The sequence below is a fragment of the Streptomyces marokkonensis genome, assembly GCF_008312835.1.
Taxonomy (GTDB): Bacteria; Actinomycetota; Actinomycetes; order Streptomycetales; family Streptomycetaceae; genus Streptomyces; species Streptomyces marokkonensis_A.
Genome location: NZ_VSKS01000020.1, coordinates 89,151 through 105,633, shown reverse-complemented (window position 1 = coordinate 105,633; position 16,483 = coordinate 89,151). Strand labels below are relative to the sequence as shown.

Below are 16,483 nucleotides of genomic sequence, written 5' to 3'. Positions count from 1 at the left end.
CCAGTGATACGCAAACGAGGAATGTGGGCCGGCCTGCTGGCCGCCCTGCTGATGGTGCTCGGTCTGCAGACGACCACGTCCGCGGCCGGCGAGTCCGGATCCGGGGCCACCGCGGCGGAGCAGGTGCTCACCTGGACCGCCGGGGACAGCATCACCGAGTACACGTCGGCGCCGGCGACCGCGGTGGCCGGTGCGGCGACGATCGTCTTCGAGAACAGCGCGGCGACCGGCAACACCACCGGGATGCCCCACACGCTGACGTTCGTGACCTCCGACCCGGAGTTCAACAACGACGTCCAGCTGAACATCCTGGCCAATCCGGGTGACGCCCAGGGCGGCCGGCACACGGCCGAGGTGACGCTCACCCCGGGCCGCTACTTCTACCACTGCACCATCCCCGGCCACGGCGAGATGCAGGGCATCCTGACGGTGACCGAGGGCGGCGGCGAGGACACCACCGCGCCCGAGGCCACGGCGAAGGTGACCGGCTCGCAGAACGACAAGGGCGAGTACGTCGGTTCGGCGAGCGTCACGGTCGAGGCCACCGACGAGGGCTCGGGCGTGGAGCGGATCGAGTACGCGGTGGGGACGGACGGCGCCTGGCAGCCGTACACCGCGCCGGTCGTCGTCGACCAGGTCGGCACCCACACGGTGCGCTACCGCGCCCTGGACAAGGCGGGCAACGTCTCGGCGGAGAAGACCGTCGGGTTCACCGTCGTGCCGCCGCCGACGGACGACACCACGCCGCCGGAGACCTCGGCGACGGTGGACGGCGAGAAGAACGACGACGGTGCCTACATCGACATGGCGACGGTCACCGTCACCGCGTCCGACACCGGGTCCGGGGTCAACACCATCGAGTACGCGATCGGTGCCGACGGTGCCTGGCAGCCGTACACCGGCCCGGTGATGGTGCACCAGGTGGGCACGCACACCGTGCGGTACCGCGCCACCGACAAGGCGGGCAACGCGGCGGCGGCGAAGAGCGTGGAGTTCACGGTCGTCGCCGCTCCCCCGCAGGACACCACCCCGCCGGCGACCGGCGTCACCGTGGAGGGCACCAGGAACTCCGACGGCGCCTACGTCGGTGACGCCACCGTGACCCTCAGCGCCGACGACGGACACGGAGGTTCCGGTGTCGCGGGCATCGAGTACTCGCTCGACGGCGGACCGTACCTGGCCTACACCGGGCCCGTGGTCGTCGACCGGGCGGGCCGGCACACCGTGGCGTACCGGGCGAGCGACCAGGCCGGCAACACCTCCGAGCCGCTCACGGTGAGCTTCACGGTCGTGGCCGGCGGCGGGGTGCCCGCGCCCCACTGCCCCGAGTACGACGAGCGGTTGACGGTGATCGTCGGCACGGTCGACTCGGGTGTGCCGAACCGGGTCACCAACAACCGGTGCCGGATCGGCGAGCTGATCGAGGACGAGAAGGAGTGGACCTCGCAGGCGCTGTTCCTCAAGCACGTGAAGGGCGTCCTGGACGCGCTGCGGGAGGAAGGCGTCGTCGACACGCGGGAGTACCGGGCCATCACCAAGGCGGCCCGCCAGTCCGGCATCGGCAGGCCCGGCCAGACCGAGGGCTACCGCAAGATCCTCGACGGCAGCCAGGAGTCGTTCGCCAAGTGGCAGCACGTGGGCGGCGGTTCGTTCGGGCTGAACCCGGACGGCTCGATCACCTCCGGCACCACCCGGGGCGGGCTCGGCATGCTGTGGTTCCCCGAGCGCACGTACGGCGACTTCTCGCTGAAGCTCCAGTGGCGTGACGACGCCCCGGGCACCGGCAACGCCAACTCCGGTGTGTTCGTGCGGTTCCCGCAGATCCACGACCACCCGGAGGAATCGCGGCCGGAGTGGGTCGCCATCAAGTACGGGCACGAGGTGCAGGTGTTCGACTCACCCACCGGCGACATGTACAAGACCGGCTCCGTCTACGGGTTCGACCGGGTGGGGCTGGCCGGTGCGGGCGTCACCCAGAAGGGCACCTGGAACGACTACGAGATCCGCGTGGTGGACCAGCACTACTCGGTCTACCGCAACGGTGTGCTGATCAACGAGTTCGACAACACCGGCGGCCAGGACTTCACCCCGCCGCGCTCGGACGACCCGGGCACGGACGGGCGAAGGTTCGCCTCCGGCTACATCGGACTGCAGGTGCACGGCACGACGGACGTCGTCTCCTACCGGGACGTCCGGATCAAGGACCTGTAGTCGCGCACGGCTCCGTGTGACGCACCGGGTCAGCAGGCCGGGGGTTTCGGCTTCCTGGCCCGGCTCGGCTGCACCCGGCTCGGCTCTCCCGGCATCTTCGGGTACTCGGGCGGGTACGGCAGATCGCCCAGGCCGTGGTCGTGCTCGTCACGGCGGGCGAGTTCGAGCAGGGACTCCAGTGAGAACGCGTGATCGTCCATGTCCGCGTGCACGTCGCCCAGTTCGGCGAAGCGCGCGGGCATGGTCGTGATGTCGAAGTCCCGCGGACGCGCGGCCGGGACCTCCTCCCAACGCAGTGGAGCCGAGACGGGTGCGTGCGGGCGGGGGCGTACGGAGTAGGCGGAGGCGATGGTGCGGTCGCGGGCGGTCTGGTTGTAGTCGACGAAGATGCGCTCGCCGCGTTCCTCCTTCCACCACTTGATGGTGACCCGCTCCGGCATCCTGCGTTCCAGTTCCCGGCCCACGGCGATGGCGGCACGGCGGACCTGGGTGAAGGTCCAGCGCGGTGCGATCGGCACGAACACGTGCAGGCCGCGTCCGCCGGAGGTCTTGGGCCAGCCGCGCAGCCCGTGCTCGTCGAGCACGGCGCGCAGTTCACCGGCGGCGCGGACGGCGTCGTCGTAGTCGGTGCCGGGCTGCGGGTCGAGGTCGATGCGCAGTTCGTCGGGGTGGTCGACATCGGTGCGCCGCACCGGCCAGGGGTGGAAGACCAGCGTGCCGTACTGGGCCGCCCACACCACGGCCGCCTCCTCGGTGGGGCACATCTCGTCGGCGCTGCGACCGCTGGGGAAGGTGATGTGCGCGGTGGGGATCCAGCCGGGCATGCTCTTGGGCGCGCGCTTCTGGTAGAACCACTCGCCGGTGATGCCGTCGGGGTAGCGCTGCAGGGTGGTGGGCCGGTTGCGCAGGGCGCGCAGCAGGCCGGGGGCGACCGCCTGGTAGTAGCGGGCGACGTCCAGCTTGGTGTATCCGTGCTCCGGGAAGAAGACCTTGTCCGGACTGGACAGCCGTACGGTCCGGCCGGCCACCTCGAGTTCCACCGCGTCACCCATGCGAGCCACGGTAGGCGTAGCGCACATACCTCGCACACCGGGCGACAACGGGCGGTGGCGCGCAGAATCGGAGCATGGATCTGCCCGTCATGCCGCCCGTGAAGCCGATGCTCGCCAAGTCCGTGGCGAAGATCCCGCCGGACATGCAGTACGAGGCGAAGTGGGACGGCTTCCGGGCGATCGTGTTCCGCGACGGGGACGAAGTCGAGCTGGGCAGCCGCACCGGCAAGCCGCTGACCAGGTACTTCCCTGAAGTGGCCGCGGCGGTGCGGGAACGGCTGCCGAAGCGGTGCGTGATGGACGGGGAGATCGTCGTCGCGCGGGAGGGGCACCTCGACTTCGACGCCCTCACCGAGCGCATCCACCCGGCGGACTCGCGGGTGAGGACGCTCGCCGAGCGGACCCCGGCGTCGTTCGTCGCCTTCGACGTGCTGGCACTGGGGGACGAGTCGCTGCTGGAGGTTCCGCTGGCCGACCGGCGCGAGCTGCTGACCCGGGTGCTGGAGGGGGTCACCCCTCCCGTCCACGTGGCGCCGGCGACGACGGACATCGAGGTGGCGCGGGGGTGGTTCGAGCAGTACGAGGGAGCGGGCCTGGACGGGGTGATCGCCAAGCCGCTGAATCTGCGCTACCGCCAGGACGAGCGGGTCATGTTCAAGATCAAGCACGAGCGCACGGCCGATGTGGTCGTCGCCGGGTACCGGCTCCACAAGAGCGGCCCGGTCGTCGGCTCGCTGCTGCTGGGTCTGTACGACGACGGTGGCCGGCTCCAGCACGTCGGTGTGTCCGCGGCGTTCCCGATGAAGCGGCGCGCGGAGCTGATCGAGGAGCTCGAGCCGCTGCGGATGGACGACGTGTCGGGCCATCCGTGGGCGGCCTGGGCTGACGAGGCGGCGCACGAGTCCGCCCGGCTGCCCGGCGCGCCGAGCCGCTGGTCGGGGCGGAAGGACCTGTCATGGGTGCCGCTGCGGCCGGAGCGGGTGGCCGAGGTGGCCTACGACCACATGGAGAACGGGCAGCGCTTCCGGCACACCGCCCGTTTCCGCCGCTGGCGCCCGGACCGCACCCCCGTGAGCTGCACCTACGCGCAGCTGGAGGAGCCGGTCCGCTACGACCTGGCCGAGATCCTCGGCGGGCCCTGAGTCAGGGCCGGAACACCACCTTGACCGCGCCGTCCTGCTTCTTCTGGAACATGTCGTAGGCGTGCGGTGCCTCGCTGAGCGGCACGCGGTGGGTGGCGAAGTCGTCGACGCCGAGGGGGTCCTCGTCGGTGAGGTAGGGGATGATCTCGTCGCTCCAGCGGCGTACGTTGGCCTGTCCCATGCGCATCTGGATCTGCTTGTCGAACAGGGTGAGCATGGGCAGCGGGTCGGCCATGCCGCCGTAGACGCCGCTGATCGAGATGGTGCCGCCGCGGCGCACCAGCTCGATGGCCGTGTGGAGGGCGGCGAGCCGGTCGACGCTGAAGCGTTCCGCCATCGGGCCGCTGAGTTTGCGGGGCAGCAGCGCGGACGCGTTCTGCACCATGCGGGCCGCCGCGCTGCCGTGCGCCTCGGTGCCGACGGCGTCGATCACGGCGTCGGGGCCGCGGCCGTCGGTCTGGTCGCGGATGGCGGTGACGAGTTCCTTCTCGTCGTCGAAGGAACGCAGGTCGAAGGTCTCCACGCCGCGTTCCTTCGCCCGGCGCAGCCGCTCGGGGACGAGGTCCACGCCGAACACCCGTCCGGCGCCCTGTACCTGCGCGACCCGGCAGGCCATGTCGCCGATGGGGCCGAGCCCGAGCACGGCGACACTGCCGCCCTTGGGGACTCCGGCGTAGGCGACCGCCTGCCAGGCGGTGGGCAGTACGTCGGAGAGGTAGAGGAACCGGTCGTCGGAGGGCCCCTCGGGGACCTTGATCGGGCCGTACTGGGCCTGCGGGACCCGCAGGTACTCGGCCTGGGCGCCCGGCACCGCGCCGTACAGCCGGGTGTAGCCGAACAGGGCCGCGCCCATGCCCTCGGCGCTGACCTGGGTGGTCTCGCACTGGGTGGGCAGTCCGGTCAGGCACATCCAGCAGTTGCCGCAGGCGATCTGGAACGGCACCACGACCCGGTCGCCCACCTGGAGGTCGGGCACCGCCGCGCCGACCTCCTCGACGATCCCCATCGGCTCGTGGCCGAGGATGTCGCCCGGGGTCATGAACGGGGTGAGCACCTCGTACAGGTGCAGGTCGGACCCGCACAGCCCGCTGGAGGTGACGCGGATGACCGCGTCCGTCGGCTCCTCGATCCGTGGGTCGGGCACGTTCTCCACCCGTACGTCCCGCTTTCCCTGCCAGGTCAGTGCCCTCATCGCCGCCCGCTCCCTCCGTCGTGGCCGGTCTGTCGCTCGTGCGGTGGGCGTCCGGGTACCCGAGCGGCCGCCTGCCGAACCGCGAGTCGCTGAGCCGTTCGGCGGAAGCCGCCGCGCGGGACCGCCTGCGGTCGGCTATGGCCAGTGACGATCAGATAAGCGCACAATCGAGACAACGGATGATCTGAGGCAGGCGCGGTGACAACGGTGGGCACGGAACGAGGAACGCGCCGACGGCGCGTCACGGGGGCGGCGGGGATACTTCTCGCCGCCGTGCTGACGGCCGGGACGGCCGCGGGCTGCACGACGTCGGACGGTTCGCGCGACGACGGGCGGGGCTCGCCCAGCGAGTCGCCGACCGGACCCGGCGAGCGGAACGGTCCGCCGCTGCTCGCCGTGAAGATCGACAACGCCCCCGCAGCCCGGCCCCATACCGGCCTGGACGCCGCCGACGTGGTGTACGCCGAACAGGTCGAGGGCGGGACCAGCAGGCTGATCGCCCTGTACGCCACCGAGCTGCCGGAGTCCGTCGGGCCGGTGCGCAGTGCCCGGGAGTCGGACCTGGAGCTGCTGCGCCAGTTCGACCGGCCGCTGCTGGCCTTCTCGGGGGCGCAGAGCAAGCTGATGCCGCTGATCGAGCGGGCACCGCTGGAGGCGGTGACACCCGGGTCGGAGCCCGGCGCCTACACCCGGGGCGCCGGCCGGCCCGCTCCCCACAATCTGTATCTGCGCCCGCAGCGGCTGATGGACGCCCCGCCCGGCGAGGCCGCCCTGACCACGGGTTTCCGCTTCGGCGGGCCTCCCGCCGATGGGGAGCCCGAGAAGGAGCTCACGGTGCGCTACCCGGCGGCCCGCTTCACCTTCACCTGGTCCGGCGACCGGGACCGCTGGCTGGTCTCGATGGACGGCGCCCCGGCGCTCACCACGGACGGCGACCGGCTGGCGCCCGCGACGGTCGTCGTGCAGTACGTGACCGTGCGTCCTTCCGACTTCCGCGACTTCCTCGGCAACAACACCCCGTACACCGAGACCGTGGGGTCCGGGAAGGCCACCGTGCTGCGCGACGGTCGCGCGTACGAGGCGAACTGGGACCGTCCGGCCGACGAGGACGGCACCTCGTTCACCACCGGCTCCGGCGAGCGGCTGAACTTCGCGCGCGGCCAGGTGTGGGTGGTGTACGCGAAGGCGCCCTGAGCGAACCGGCCGGGCTACCTCAGGCCCGCGCCCGTCTCCAGCTCCGCCCGGGCCCGCCGCACCAGGCCGTCCGCTCCGCAGGAGCGTGCCAGTGCCAGGCCGCGTTCGAGGTCGGGGACGGAGCGGGCGAGGATGCCGTACTCGACGCGGGCCGCGGCGTGTTCGTACTGGCAGGGCGAGGACTCCAGATAGGTGACCGCCTGGGCGGCGAGGCGAACCGCGCGCTGGCCGGTCTCCAGGGCGGCGGCGACCCGCAGGGCCTCTCCTATGGCGGTGTCCGTGCCGAGGCGTTCGGCGTGCCGGCGGATGTCGACGGCCAGCCGCGCGGCGCGGGCGGGGTCCTCGGTGGCGAGCGCGCGGGCGAGGTCGCCGGCCCCGAAGACGTGCACCGGGTTGTGGTGGCCGCGGGCGGCCGCCGCCTTCTCCGCCGCCTCCAGTTCGTTGATGCCGTCCTTGGTGCGGCCCACTGCGAGCAGCAGACGGCCGCGTACGGAGCGCGGGTCGGGCAGCACGATGGTGGACGGGTAGGGCGGTGTGAAGCCGTGCCGTTCCGCCATCGCCCAGGCCTCGTCGACATGGCCGCGGGCCAGCAGGGTGTCGACGAGGTTGCAGGTGGCCGTCCAGTACAGGGGCAGTCCGCGGCCGACACGCTCGGCGAGGCGCAGGGACTCGCGCAGTGAGGCCTCCGCCGCCTCCAGCCTGCCCCGCCTGCGGTGCGCCAGACCGACGTAGGCGTGCGCAAGGGCCAGGTGGCCACCGCTCCAGCCCGCCGTGTCGTAGGCGTGCAGGGCTTCGCTGTAGAGGCTCTCGGCGCGGTCGAGGCGGTCGGTGTAGGCGTAGGAACTCGCCAGCATCAGCAGGAGTTCGACGCCCCACTCGGAATCGGTCCAGCCGAGCCCCGGTGCGAGGCGGCCGTTGACGAGGGCGCGGTCGCAGACCTCGACGATCTCCTCGGCGTTCTCGCCGCGCATCATGGCGTCGAAGCCGCGCAGGATGAGCAGCGCCCGTTCGGAGTTGTCACGACCGGTGCAGGTGGCGGCGAGCCGGGCGAGGCGCTCGGAGCGGCCGGGTGTGACGGTCTCGCCGGTGTGGATGCCCTCCCACATGAACTGCACTGCCTGGAGGCGCAGTTGGGCGGGGCCGGGTTCGAGCCGGGCGGCCTCCGCCTCGACGGTGCGGACGGCCTCTTCCATCTGGTCGTTGTGCAGCAGGGCCTGGGACAGCCGGATCACGGCGTCCACCCGGCGGTCGCCGTCGAGGCCGGGCATGCCGAGCGCGGTCCGCAGATGGCCGATGGTGCGGGCGGGAGCGGTGAGGAAGGTGGCGCAGCCCAGTTCGTACAGCACGTGGGCGTGGACCTCGGGGCGGGGCGGCTCCTCGAGGGCGCGTTCCAGACAGCGGCGGGCGGCGTCGGGGGCGCCGACGGCGAGGTGTTCGCGGGCGGCCTCGCGCAGTTGCCAGACGAGTTCCTCGTCGTCGTCCGCGTGGACCTCGAGGAGGTGGCGGGCGGCGGACGCGGCGCCGCGTCCGGAGTCGGTGACGATCCGGGCCGCGATGCCGTGCATGGCACGGCGCAGGGCGTCGGGGATGGAGTTGTAGACGGCCGTGGCTATCAGGGGGTGCACGAACTCGAGGTCGGCGGATCCGGTGCCACCCGTGGTGGCCGGGTCGGGCACGGTGAGGATGCGGGCGCTGCGCAGACGTTCGGCGCAGCGGGCGGCCTCGTCATGGCTGAGGGTGGCCAGCCGGGCCACGAGGTCGACGGTGATGTCGTCGCCGAGGATGGCGGCGGCCCAGGCGAACCGGGTGGCGTCTATGCCGAGTTGTTCCAGCCGGGCGACGAGGCCGCCGCCGCGGGCGGAGCGGTTGAGGTCGCGCAGTTCACCGGCGTGGGCCTCGACGGGTTCGAGCTCGCTGTCCTGGACCTTGGCGAGGAGCTCGACGGTCTCGTAGGGGTTGCCGGCGGTGACGGCCCACACCTCGCGGCAGAACGCGGCGTCGGCGTTCTCCCCCAGGGTGGCGCGGGTGAGTCCGGCGGCGGCGTCCGGGGTCAGGGCGCTGAGGGTGGTGACGGCACGGTCTGCCGCGGCGTCCACGGCGTCCAGGTACCGGGCTCCGGTCCCGGAGATCTCGCCGGGCCGGCGGGCGACCACGACGAGGACGGACAGGTCGGCCAGGCGCTCGGCGAACGCGGCCAGCCAGTACAGGGTCTCCTGGTCGGCCCAGTGGGCGTCGTCGATCAGCAGGACCAACGGCCAGTCCCGGCGGGCCAGCCGGCGTACGGCGGCGACCAGGCCCTCGCACACGCCCTGCGGGTCGGCGTGCCGGTCGCCGGGGTCCGCTATGCCGAGGGCCGGGCCGGCGATGTCGTACCAGTCGCCGAGGTACTCGCGTGCCTCCTCCGGCAGCATCGGCACCAGGGCGGGCTGGAGGAGTTGGCGTACGACGTTGAAGGGGACGGAGCGCAGGGTCTCGCCGCCGCGGGCCGACCAGACGGTGCAGCCGCGCTGTTCCGCGATGCGCCGGGTCTCCGCAAGCAGCGCGGTCTTGCCGAGCCCCGCCTCGCCCCGGAGCACCAGCAGCCTGCCCGGCGAGGAGCGGTCGGCGCACAGGATGTCGACGGCATCCTTGATGGCGGCGACTTCCTCGTCGCGCTCCCACAGGGAAGCCGAGGAAGCGGCCGGGGGCCGTACCTCCGTCATCCCGCTACCTCCCCGAGTCGCCCGAATGACGTACCGGTGTCGAGCGTAGTCCTCCTCCCGTCCGGGCGGTGCCCGCTCGGCGCACGTGTTGCCGTGACGAGTGACACCGGACACCCCGGTCGACGCGAGCCGCCTCCCACCAGGGGGACCGATGGTCAACTGCCGTCAAGTGGGGCCGGGTTGCGCGGGGCGTACCGGGCGTGGGCGCGGGTCGGCGGGGCTCTCTCATACGGCTTTCACCGTTGCCTCATACGGTGGGGGCATGACGCAGGTGACTCCTCCCGGGTGGTACCCCGACCCCGGGCAGACGAATGACGGACCGGCCACCGAGCGCTGGTGGGACGGCGCGGCCTGGACGGACCAGGTCCGGCCGGCGGGGACGGCCGCCGCCTGGGGGCCGCCGGCACCGGGCACCTCGGCCGGGCCGGCGTATCCGGCCTACCCCGTGCATCCCGTTCCGCCGCCGCCCGGACGCGGGCACCGTGTGCGCAACGGCATAGCCGTCGCGGTGGCCGTCGCCGTCCTGGCGAGCATCGGTGTCGGTGTGTACGCGCTGACGGACGACGGCGGAGGCGGGGGCTCCACGACCTCGCAGGGACCGGGCGGGCGGGACGGCCGGCCGGACGACGGCTCCGGTGGTTCCGGGGGCGGGGAACCGGGACCCGACGGTTCCGAGGCGCCGCGGGTCGAGAGCGGGTCGGTGACCGACGCGCTGAGCGGGATCAGCCTGCCCGTCCCGGACGGCTGGTACGGCCAGGAGCTCCGGTCGGGCGCCGCGGTGACGTCGAAGGACGAGTACGACTGCCCCGGCGACACGTCCAAGAGCTGCACCAAGGGCGGGGCGTACTCGGCGCCCGCCCTGGCGCTCGGCATCCGGGGCTCGACCGCCGAGGAGGTGGCCAAGGCGGACATCGCCGCCAACGCGGAGCAGAGCTACGGCGGTGACTCCTACGGGAAGATCACCTCGCACGACGTGCTCGCGTCCAGGGCGGTGACCGTGGCCGGGCAGAAGGGCTACCTGGTGCGCTGGAAGGCGGTCACCAGCAAGGGTTCGGACGGGTACGTGCAGTCGCTCGCCCTCCCGTCCCCCGCGCAGCCGAAGCGGATCGTCGTGGTCCGTTTCGGGGTCGACACCGACCAGACCCAGTCCGTCCTCGACGAGATCACCGAGGGCATCGAGGTGGCGTCGGGCGGCGGCGGCAACGGGCAGGACGTCTGACACCCCGCGTACGACGGCCGGGTGGGCCACCCCTCCGCTCAAGAGGTGTCCCACCCGGCCGGGGTGGGCGCCGCCCCCGTCCCCACGGTGCGGCGCGTCAGGTCACCGCCCGGTCGGCCCGGGAACGGCGGCCTGGGTCTCAGTCGAGGCCGAGTGCGGGCAGTACGGCGGCCTCCACGAACCGCAGCAGATAGTCCGGGTCCGCGTGGCGCCCCTCCAGCATCGGGCGCACCCGCAGCACTCCGAAGATCTGCGCCGGGATGTAGTCCAGCGCCGGATTGCCGGCGTCGACCTCCCCGCGCTCGATCCCGCGCCGCAGGATCTCCCTCAGCGCCGCGAGCTCCGGGTCGACCAGCGCCTCGCGCAGCGCCTTGGCGAGTTCCTGGTCCTGCAGCACCGCGTGGCCGAGCGCCTGGAGCAGCTGGGTGTCCTTCGGTGACCACTCCCCCGCGCACCGCGCCGCCTCGCGCAGGTCCCCGGCCAGGGTGCCGGTGTCGATGCCGGCGAACCGCGCCTGCCGGCTGGACCGCAGGGCGGCGGCGACGAACTGGGGCTTGGTCCGCCACTGCCGGTAGAGCGTCGACTTGCTGCACCGTGTGCTGGCGGCGATGCCCTCCATGCTCACGGCGTCGTAGCCGCACTCGCGGATCCGGTCCAGCACCGCGTCGAAGAACTCCCGCTCACGCTCCGGCGTGATCTTGGAGCGGCGCGAGGTCCCGGCCGGCCCCGGTCGGTCCGCGTCCTGCGACGTCATCGGCTCGGCTCCTTGCCCCTGGAGTGTGTCCCACGTCTATCGATACGCCAGTGTACCGGTACGCCGACGTATCGGAACACTGTCGTATCGGTACGGTCCCGTATCGATGAGAGTCGGTACCCGCGCGCACCGATGAGCTGGGCCTGGGGGCGCGGCTCGCGGCGCGGCCGTCCCTGCCCTGGACCGGACGGTCCCGGGTGGCGCGGCCCGGCCGGCGGGCCGTGGGAATCACGCCAGATTGCACACTGACCGTTTCCAGCCGTACTCCCGGACGGGGAGAAAGCGTCACCCGAACGTCCGGTTCCGCGGGGTACGGCGGTATCGGCCGACCGTATGCGGCCGTGGCCAGGGTCTGGAGCCGCCGTCGCGGGTGCGACGGCCGGCTGCCGCGTTCCGCGTGGGCGGGCGCCGCCCGCCGGAGGGTGTGCGACTACGCCGTTTTCGGCCGGGCGGACGCGGCCGTCCCGCCCTGTGAGGGGTGCCGGAGGCGGCGGATTGCGTCCGGTGCGGTTCGCACGTGCGTACGCGCGTGTTCCCGCGGGACGGATCAGGGCACATGGCCCGTGGCTCCAAGGAGTGGGAGGCCGGCTGCCCCGGGGCGCGGCCGCTGACAAGAGGTGGGGGAGATGGTCCGTACAGTCGTGGTGCACGATGAGGAACTGCTGCGGTCGGCATTGGTGGAACTGCTGAGATCCGATGTCGCGCTGGAGGTCTCCTCCATGTCACCCGGCGCCGGCCTGCCGGATCCCGAGGTGCTGCCGACGGACGTCTGGGTCGTGGACGGCGACTGCCTGCAGGGCCCGGGGCAGGCGCACGACGCCCCCTTCCAGGCGCGGCACGGGGACCGGCTCGTCGTTCTGACGAGCGCCAAGCGGCCGGGGGTCCTCCGCAGGGCGTTCGACGGCGGTGCTCGCGGGCTGGTCGACAAGAACGCCCCGGCGCGCCGGCTGATCACGGCGGTGCACGCGGTCGCCAAGGGAGAGCGCTTCCTCGACGAGACGCTCACCGTCGCCCTGTTGGAGGGAGCGGAGATGCCGCTGACCACCCGGGAACTGAGCGTGCTGTCCCTCGCCTCCCAGGGGGCGCCGATGGCCGAGATAGCGGCCCGCCTGCACCTGTCCCGGGGGACCGTCCGCAATTACATGGCCACCGCGATCCGGAAGGTGGGCGCCCGCAACCGGGTCGACGCGATACGCATCGTCCAGAGCGCCGGATGGACGTGACCGGCGTGCGGTGACCTCTCAGTGCGGCCCGGCCGGCCGCGGTCAGGACTCCCGGGCCGGGCCGCCGTTCCAGTGACCCGTCAGGTCACGGTAGAGCGGCGACCGGTCCAGCACCTCCTCATGGGTGCCGCAGACCGCCTCCGTGCCGTCCAGCACGAGCACCCGGTCGGCGCGGACGGCCGACGACAGGCGGTGCGCCACCACCAGCAGCGTTCCCGGGCGCCGCGCGAGAGCCTCCTCCGCGCGCGCCTCGGCCGCCGGGTCGAGGTGGCAGGTGGCCTCGTCGAGCAGCAGCAGGGGGGCGGGCGACAGGAAGGCACGTGCCAGCGCGACGAGTTGCCGTTCGCCGTGGGACAGTTCGGCGGGCCGCACCGGTGCGTCGAGCCCGCCCAGGCGCTCCGCCAGCGGCATCAGACCGAGGTCCCCGACGGCGGCGTCGAGGTCCGCGCGGCTCACGTCGGGACGCAGATACGCGAGGTTGTCGCCCAGGGTGCCGGAGAAGACGTACGCCTCCTGGGGCACCAGTACGCGCAGTGCGGCGAGTTCGGCGGGGGCGCGCCCGGTCACCCCCCGCCCGGCCACCCGGACCTCGCCGCCGCTCGGCGCGAGCGTCCCCGCCACCAGGCGGGTGAGCGTCGACTTGCCGATGCCGCTCGGTCCGACGACGGCGAGGTGCTCGCCCGGGGCGACGCACAGGTCGAGCGCGTCGAGGACCGGCTCCGCGCGGGCGCCGTAGGACAGGGTGACGGACCGCAGTTCCACCGCCGGGGGCCGGGCGCCGGGGGCGGGGATACCGGCGGTGCCGGGCGCCGGACGACATGTGGCCGGGCCCGCGGGTTCGGGCCGCGCGGGGTGCGTGATGCCCCCCGGCGTCGACATCCGTGCCGCCCTTGCCTTTGCCTCCGGCTCCGGCTCCGGCTCCGGCTCCGGCTCCGGCTCCGGCTCCGGCTCCGGGCCGATGATGCGGTCGAGGACGACCAGCAGCCGGGCCCCCGCCGCGCCGAGCGCGGTCATCAGCGTGTGGAGGGCGGGCAGGAGCGACTGGACGAGATAGGTGAAGGCGCCCAGCAGCGCCCCTGCCGTCACCCCTCGCCCGCGCAGCCACGGCACGGCCAGCAGCAGCGCCAGGACGGGCAGATGACCCGCGACGCCGAGCGCCGCCGTGCGCACCGCCGCCCAGCCGGCCAGGACACGGGCCGCCGCGGCGGCACCGTCGACCAGCTCCGCTCCGCGCCGCGCCGCCTCGGGCCCTGTTCCGCAGGCCGTCAGGTCCCGCAACGCCGCCCGGGTCCGGGCCGCGTGGTCGCCCAGCGCCTCGTCGGCCGCCAGTGCGCGTCGCTGGGCCGCCGCCATGGGCCGCAGCGTCGCCAGGAACAGCACCAGACCGCCCGACAGAGGCGGCAGCACCACCACGAGGAGGGCAGGGTGCAGCGACGCCAGCCCCAGCAGCGCTCCGGCGGCGGTGAAGACGAAGGACCGCAGGGTGAGGACGAGACCGGCGAAGCTGTCCCGGGCGATCTCGACCTGGTTGGTCAGCCGGGAGACGGCCGCCCGGTCCGTCCCGCCGGACCCTGCCGTGGCCGCTCGCTCCAGGGACCGGTCGACCGCACGCCGCACCAGCCCGTCGCGCAGCGGTTCGGTCAGGCCGGCCAGTTCGGTGAACACGCCCCGGATCACGGGGGCCCCGAGCAGCACGGCGACCAGCGCGACCGTGAGCCACAGCAAGCCCCGACGCGCGTCACCGGCGAGGAATCCCTGGTCGACGGCCTGGGCGACGCCGTAGCCCACGAGGAACGCCTGCGCGGTCTCGGCCAGCGACCAGAGCGTGAGGCGCGTCAGTACCCCGGTGCGCCGGGCGAGGAAACGGCGGGCGTGCGGCGCGATGCGGCGCAGCGCCCCGGACCCGTCGCCCGTGCCGCGCGCGTCCGCGTCCGCGGCGCGGTTCACGGCCGCGCTCCTTCGGGTTCGGACCGGGACGTGGTGCTCCGAGGCGATGCCCCGGCCGCGGTGCCGTCGGCGGCGAAGACCGCCCGGTAGGCGGCCAGGTCCCACAGTTCGCGGTGGGGCGCGACAGCCCGCACTTCCCCGTCCTCCAGCCAGATCACCAGGTCCGACCGGGCCGCCACCGACGGGCGGTGCGCGACGACGAGCCGGGTTCCGGGCCGCACCGACCGGCGCAGCGCCCGGTCCACCTCGTGCTCCGTCGCGGTGTCCAGACTGGACGTCGCGTCGTCCATGATCAGCAGCCGTCCGGCGTGCGCGAACGCCCGGGCCAGTCCGAGGCGCTGGTGCTCGCCGCCCGAGAGCGGCGCCGCGGGCAACGGGGTGTGGTACCCGCCCGGCAGCCTGCGGACGAAGCCGTCGGCGCCCGCGGCACGGCAGGCTTCCCGTACCTGTTCCGGCGACACCTGCCGCGGGCCGGTGGCGACCGCCTCGGCGACCGTTCCCTCGCCCAGCGCCGGGCGCTCGAACGCGTAGGCGACCTCGGTGCGCAGCGCCTCCCGGGTCAGCCGGTCGAGGCGGACACCGTCCAGCAGCACATGTCCCTCGTCGGGGTCGGCCAGCCGCCCCGCCACGGCGGCCAGGACGGACTTCCCCGCTCCGCTGCGGCCGACCACCGCGGCCGTGGCGCCGCCCGGCACCCGCACACCGTCCGCGCGCAGCACCTGCCTGCCGTCGCGCACCACGCGCACCCCGCGCAGTTCGAGTTCGCCCGCCCCGCCCGGGGGCAGGCGCCGCGTCCCGTGGACCAGTGCGGGCACGCGTGCCAGTGCCAGCGTCCGGTTCCGTGCCTCGCGGCCCCGTACCACCGCTCCCAGCAGGGACGCGGCGCTCCCGACGCCGGCCGTCAGCTGCGCGTACCGGAACACCGCGAGCAGCTCGCCCACGCTCAGGGCGCCCGACGCGAGACGCAGGCCGCCGACGGCCGTGGCGGCCAGGGTGAGCAGCGGGACCAGGACACCGCTGCGGGCCAGGGCGCGGCCGTGCAGCGCCCACATGCGCCGGCCCTGGGCGGCGAGCCGGGTCAGCGGCGCGAGTACGCGGGCTCGTTCACGGGCGACGGTCCCCGCTGCGGCGATCGTCGCCGCGCCCTCCAGGGCCTCGAGCAGCCGGGACGCGATCTCCGACTGGGTGTTCTGGTAGGCGGCGACCGAGGCACCGGTGTCGCGGGCGAAGGCCCGCAGGACCAGCGCCAGAGCGGGCAGCCCGGCCAGTACGCAGGCGGCCACCCATACGTCGACGACGGCGAGCGCCACGAGCGCGCCCACGGGCGTGAACGCCGAGGCCACCAGTGCCGCCCGGGCCGCGGGGGCGCCTCCCGCGTCGGCGGCGTTGAGGGTCAGGCGGGTCCCGACGTCCCCCGGCGTCCAGGACCGCGCGCGGTCCGGTACGGCACGCAGCAGACCGCCGTAGGCGCGGGACCGGACGGACGCCGTCCATGCGGCGTTGCAGCGGCCGGTGAACAGGGAGGTGAGGCTGTCGAGCAGCAGTTCGCCGACGAGCAGCGCGGCACTCAGCGCCAGCCAGCGTCCCGCGGCAGCGCCGACGTCCGTTCCGTCGTGCAGGAGCAGGTCGAGTGTGCGGCCGAGGACGAAGGGCTGGGCCACCGTCGCCGCGGCCGCTGCGACCGAGCACAGCAGTACGAGCACTTCGGGCGTGCGCCCCGGCGTCGCGCCGTCGGCTCCGCCCCGCGCCCCGTCCTCCGGCCGTGCCCGGGTCCCGGTCGTCGGCACCGACCGGCCTCCCTTCCGTCCGTCCGCCGTGGCCGGACACCGCCCACCGGGCGCGCCGGG

11 protein-coding genes are annotated in these 16,483 nt (G+C 73.7%); 5 read left to right on the top strand and 6 right to left on the bottom strand.

The annotated features are described in order from the left end of the window. Positions 1-21 precede the first annotated feature (21 nt). Positions 22-2,211: an OmpL47-type beta-barrel domain-containing protein gene (locus tag F1615_RS28480; RefSeq protein WP_149551964.1), complete on the top strand. Its 2,190-nt coding sequence runs from the start codon at positions 22-24 to the stop codon at positions 2,209-2,211. Positions 2,212-2,240: 29 nt separating this feature from the next. On the opposite strand, the gene ligD is transcribed toward F1615_RS28480, so the two are convergent. After that, complete coding sequence (gene ligD, locus F1615_RS28475; protein WP_149551914.1) at positions 2,241-3,263, bottom strand: non-homologous end-joining DNA ligase; 1,023 nt, start codon at positions 3,261-3,263, stop codon at positions 2,241-2,243. A 74-nt stretch (positions 3,264-3,337) separates the two neighbouring features. Between ligD and F1615_RS28470 the strand changes: the two genes are divergently transcribed. Continuing rightward, on the top strand, positions 3,338-4,405 hold the full coding sequence (locus F1615_RS28470) for an ATP-dependent DNA ligase (protein WP_149551913.1): 1,068 nt from the start codon (positions 3,338-3,340) through the stop codon (positions 4,403-4,405). Between the two features lies 1 nt (position 4,406). Here the strand turns inward: F1615_RS28470 and F1615_RS28465 are convergent, their stop codons facing one another. Beyond that, positions 4,407-5,597 carry a zinc-dependent alcohol dehydrogenase gene (locus F1615_RS28465; RefSeq protein WP_149551912.1) on the bottom strand — a complete coding sequence of 397 codons (1,191 nt, stop codon included), beginning with the start codon at positions 5,595-5,597 and terminating at the stop codon, positions 4,407-4,409. A gap of 198 nt (positions 5,598-5,795) precedes the next feature. Between F1615_RS28465 and F1615_RS28460 the strand changes: the two genes are divergently transcribed. Then, entirely contained in the window at positions 5,796-6,791 is a 996-nt protein-coding gene (locus tag F1615_RS28460) for a DUF3048 domain-containing protein (RefSeq protein ID WP_149551911.1), read from the top strand. Positions 6,792-6,805: 14 nt separating this feature from the next. Here F1615_RS28460 and F1615_RS28455 read toward each other — a convergent pair whose 3' ends face one another. Then, positions 6,806-9,493, bottom strand: coding sequence for an ATP-binding protein (locus F1615_RS28455; protein ID WP_149551910.1), 2,688 nt, complete (start codon positions 9,491-9,493; stop codon positions 6,806-6,808). A gap of 262 nt (positions 9,494-9,755) precedes the next feature. Between F1615_RS28455 and F1615_RS28450 the strand changes: the two genes are divergently transcribed. Continuing rightward, a complete protein-coding gene (locus F1615_RS28450; protein ID WP_149551909.1) occupies positions 9,756-10,712 on the top strand; it encodes a DUF2510 domain-containing protein in 957 nt (318 codons plus the stop codon). A 139-nt stretch (positions 10,713-10,851) separates the two neighbouring features. On the opposite strand, the gene F1615_RS28445 is transcribed toward F1615_RS28450, so the two are convergent. Next, positions 10,852-11,466 carry a TetR/AcrR family transcriptional regulator gene (locus F1615_RS28445; RefSeq protein ID WP_149551908.1) on the bottom strand — a complete coding sequence of 205 codons (615 nt, stop codon included), beginning with the start codon at positions 11,464-11,466 and terminating at the stop codon, positions 10,852-10,854. A 626-nt stretch (positions 11,467-12,092) separates the two neighbouring features. On the opposite strand from F1615_RS28445, the gene F1615_RS28440 reads away from it, so the two are divergent. Then, complete coding sequence (locus F1615_RS28440) at positions 12,093-12,689, top strand: LuxR C-terminal-related transcriptional regulator (RefSeq protein WP_149551907.1); 597 nt, start codon at positions 12,093-12,095, stop codon at positions 12,687-12,689. Between the two features lie 42 nt (positions 12,690-12,731). Here the strand turns inward: F1615_RS28440 and F1615_RS28435 are convergent, their stop codons facing one another. Together F1615_RS28435 and F1615_RS28430 are read right to left on the bottom strand one after the other, a co-directional pair. Then, positions 12,732-14,636, bottom strand: a complete 1,905-nt coding sequence (locus F1615_RS28435) for an ATP-binding cassette domain-containing protein (RefSeq protein WP_149551906.1) — start codon at positions 14,634-14,636, stop codon at positions 12,732-12,734. Further along, a complete protein-coding gene (locus tag F1615_RS28430) occupies positions 14,633-16,423 on the bottom strand; it encodes an ABC transporter transmembrane domain-containing protein (RefSeq protein ID WP_149551905.1) in 1,791 nt (596 codons plus the stop codon). The genes F1615_RS28435 and F1615_RS28430 overlap by 4 nt, the downstream gene beginning before the upstream one ends. Between the last annotated feature and the right edge of the window lie 60 nt (positions 16,424-16,483).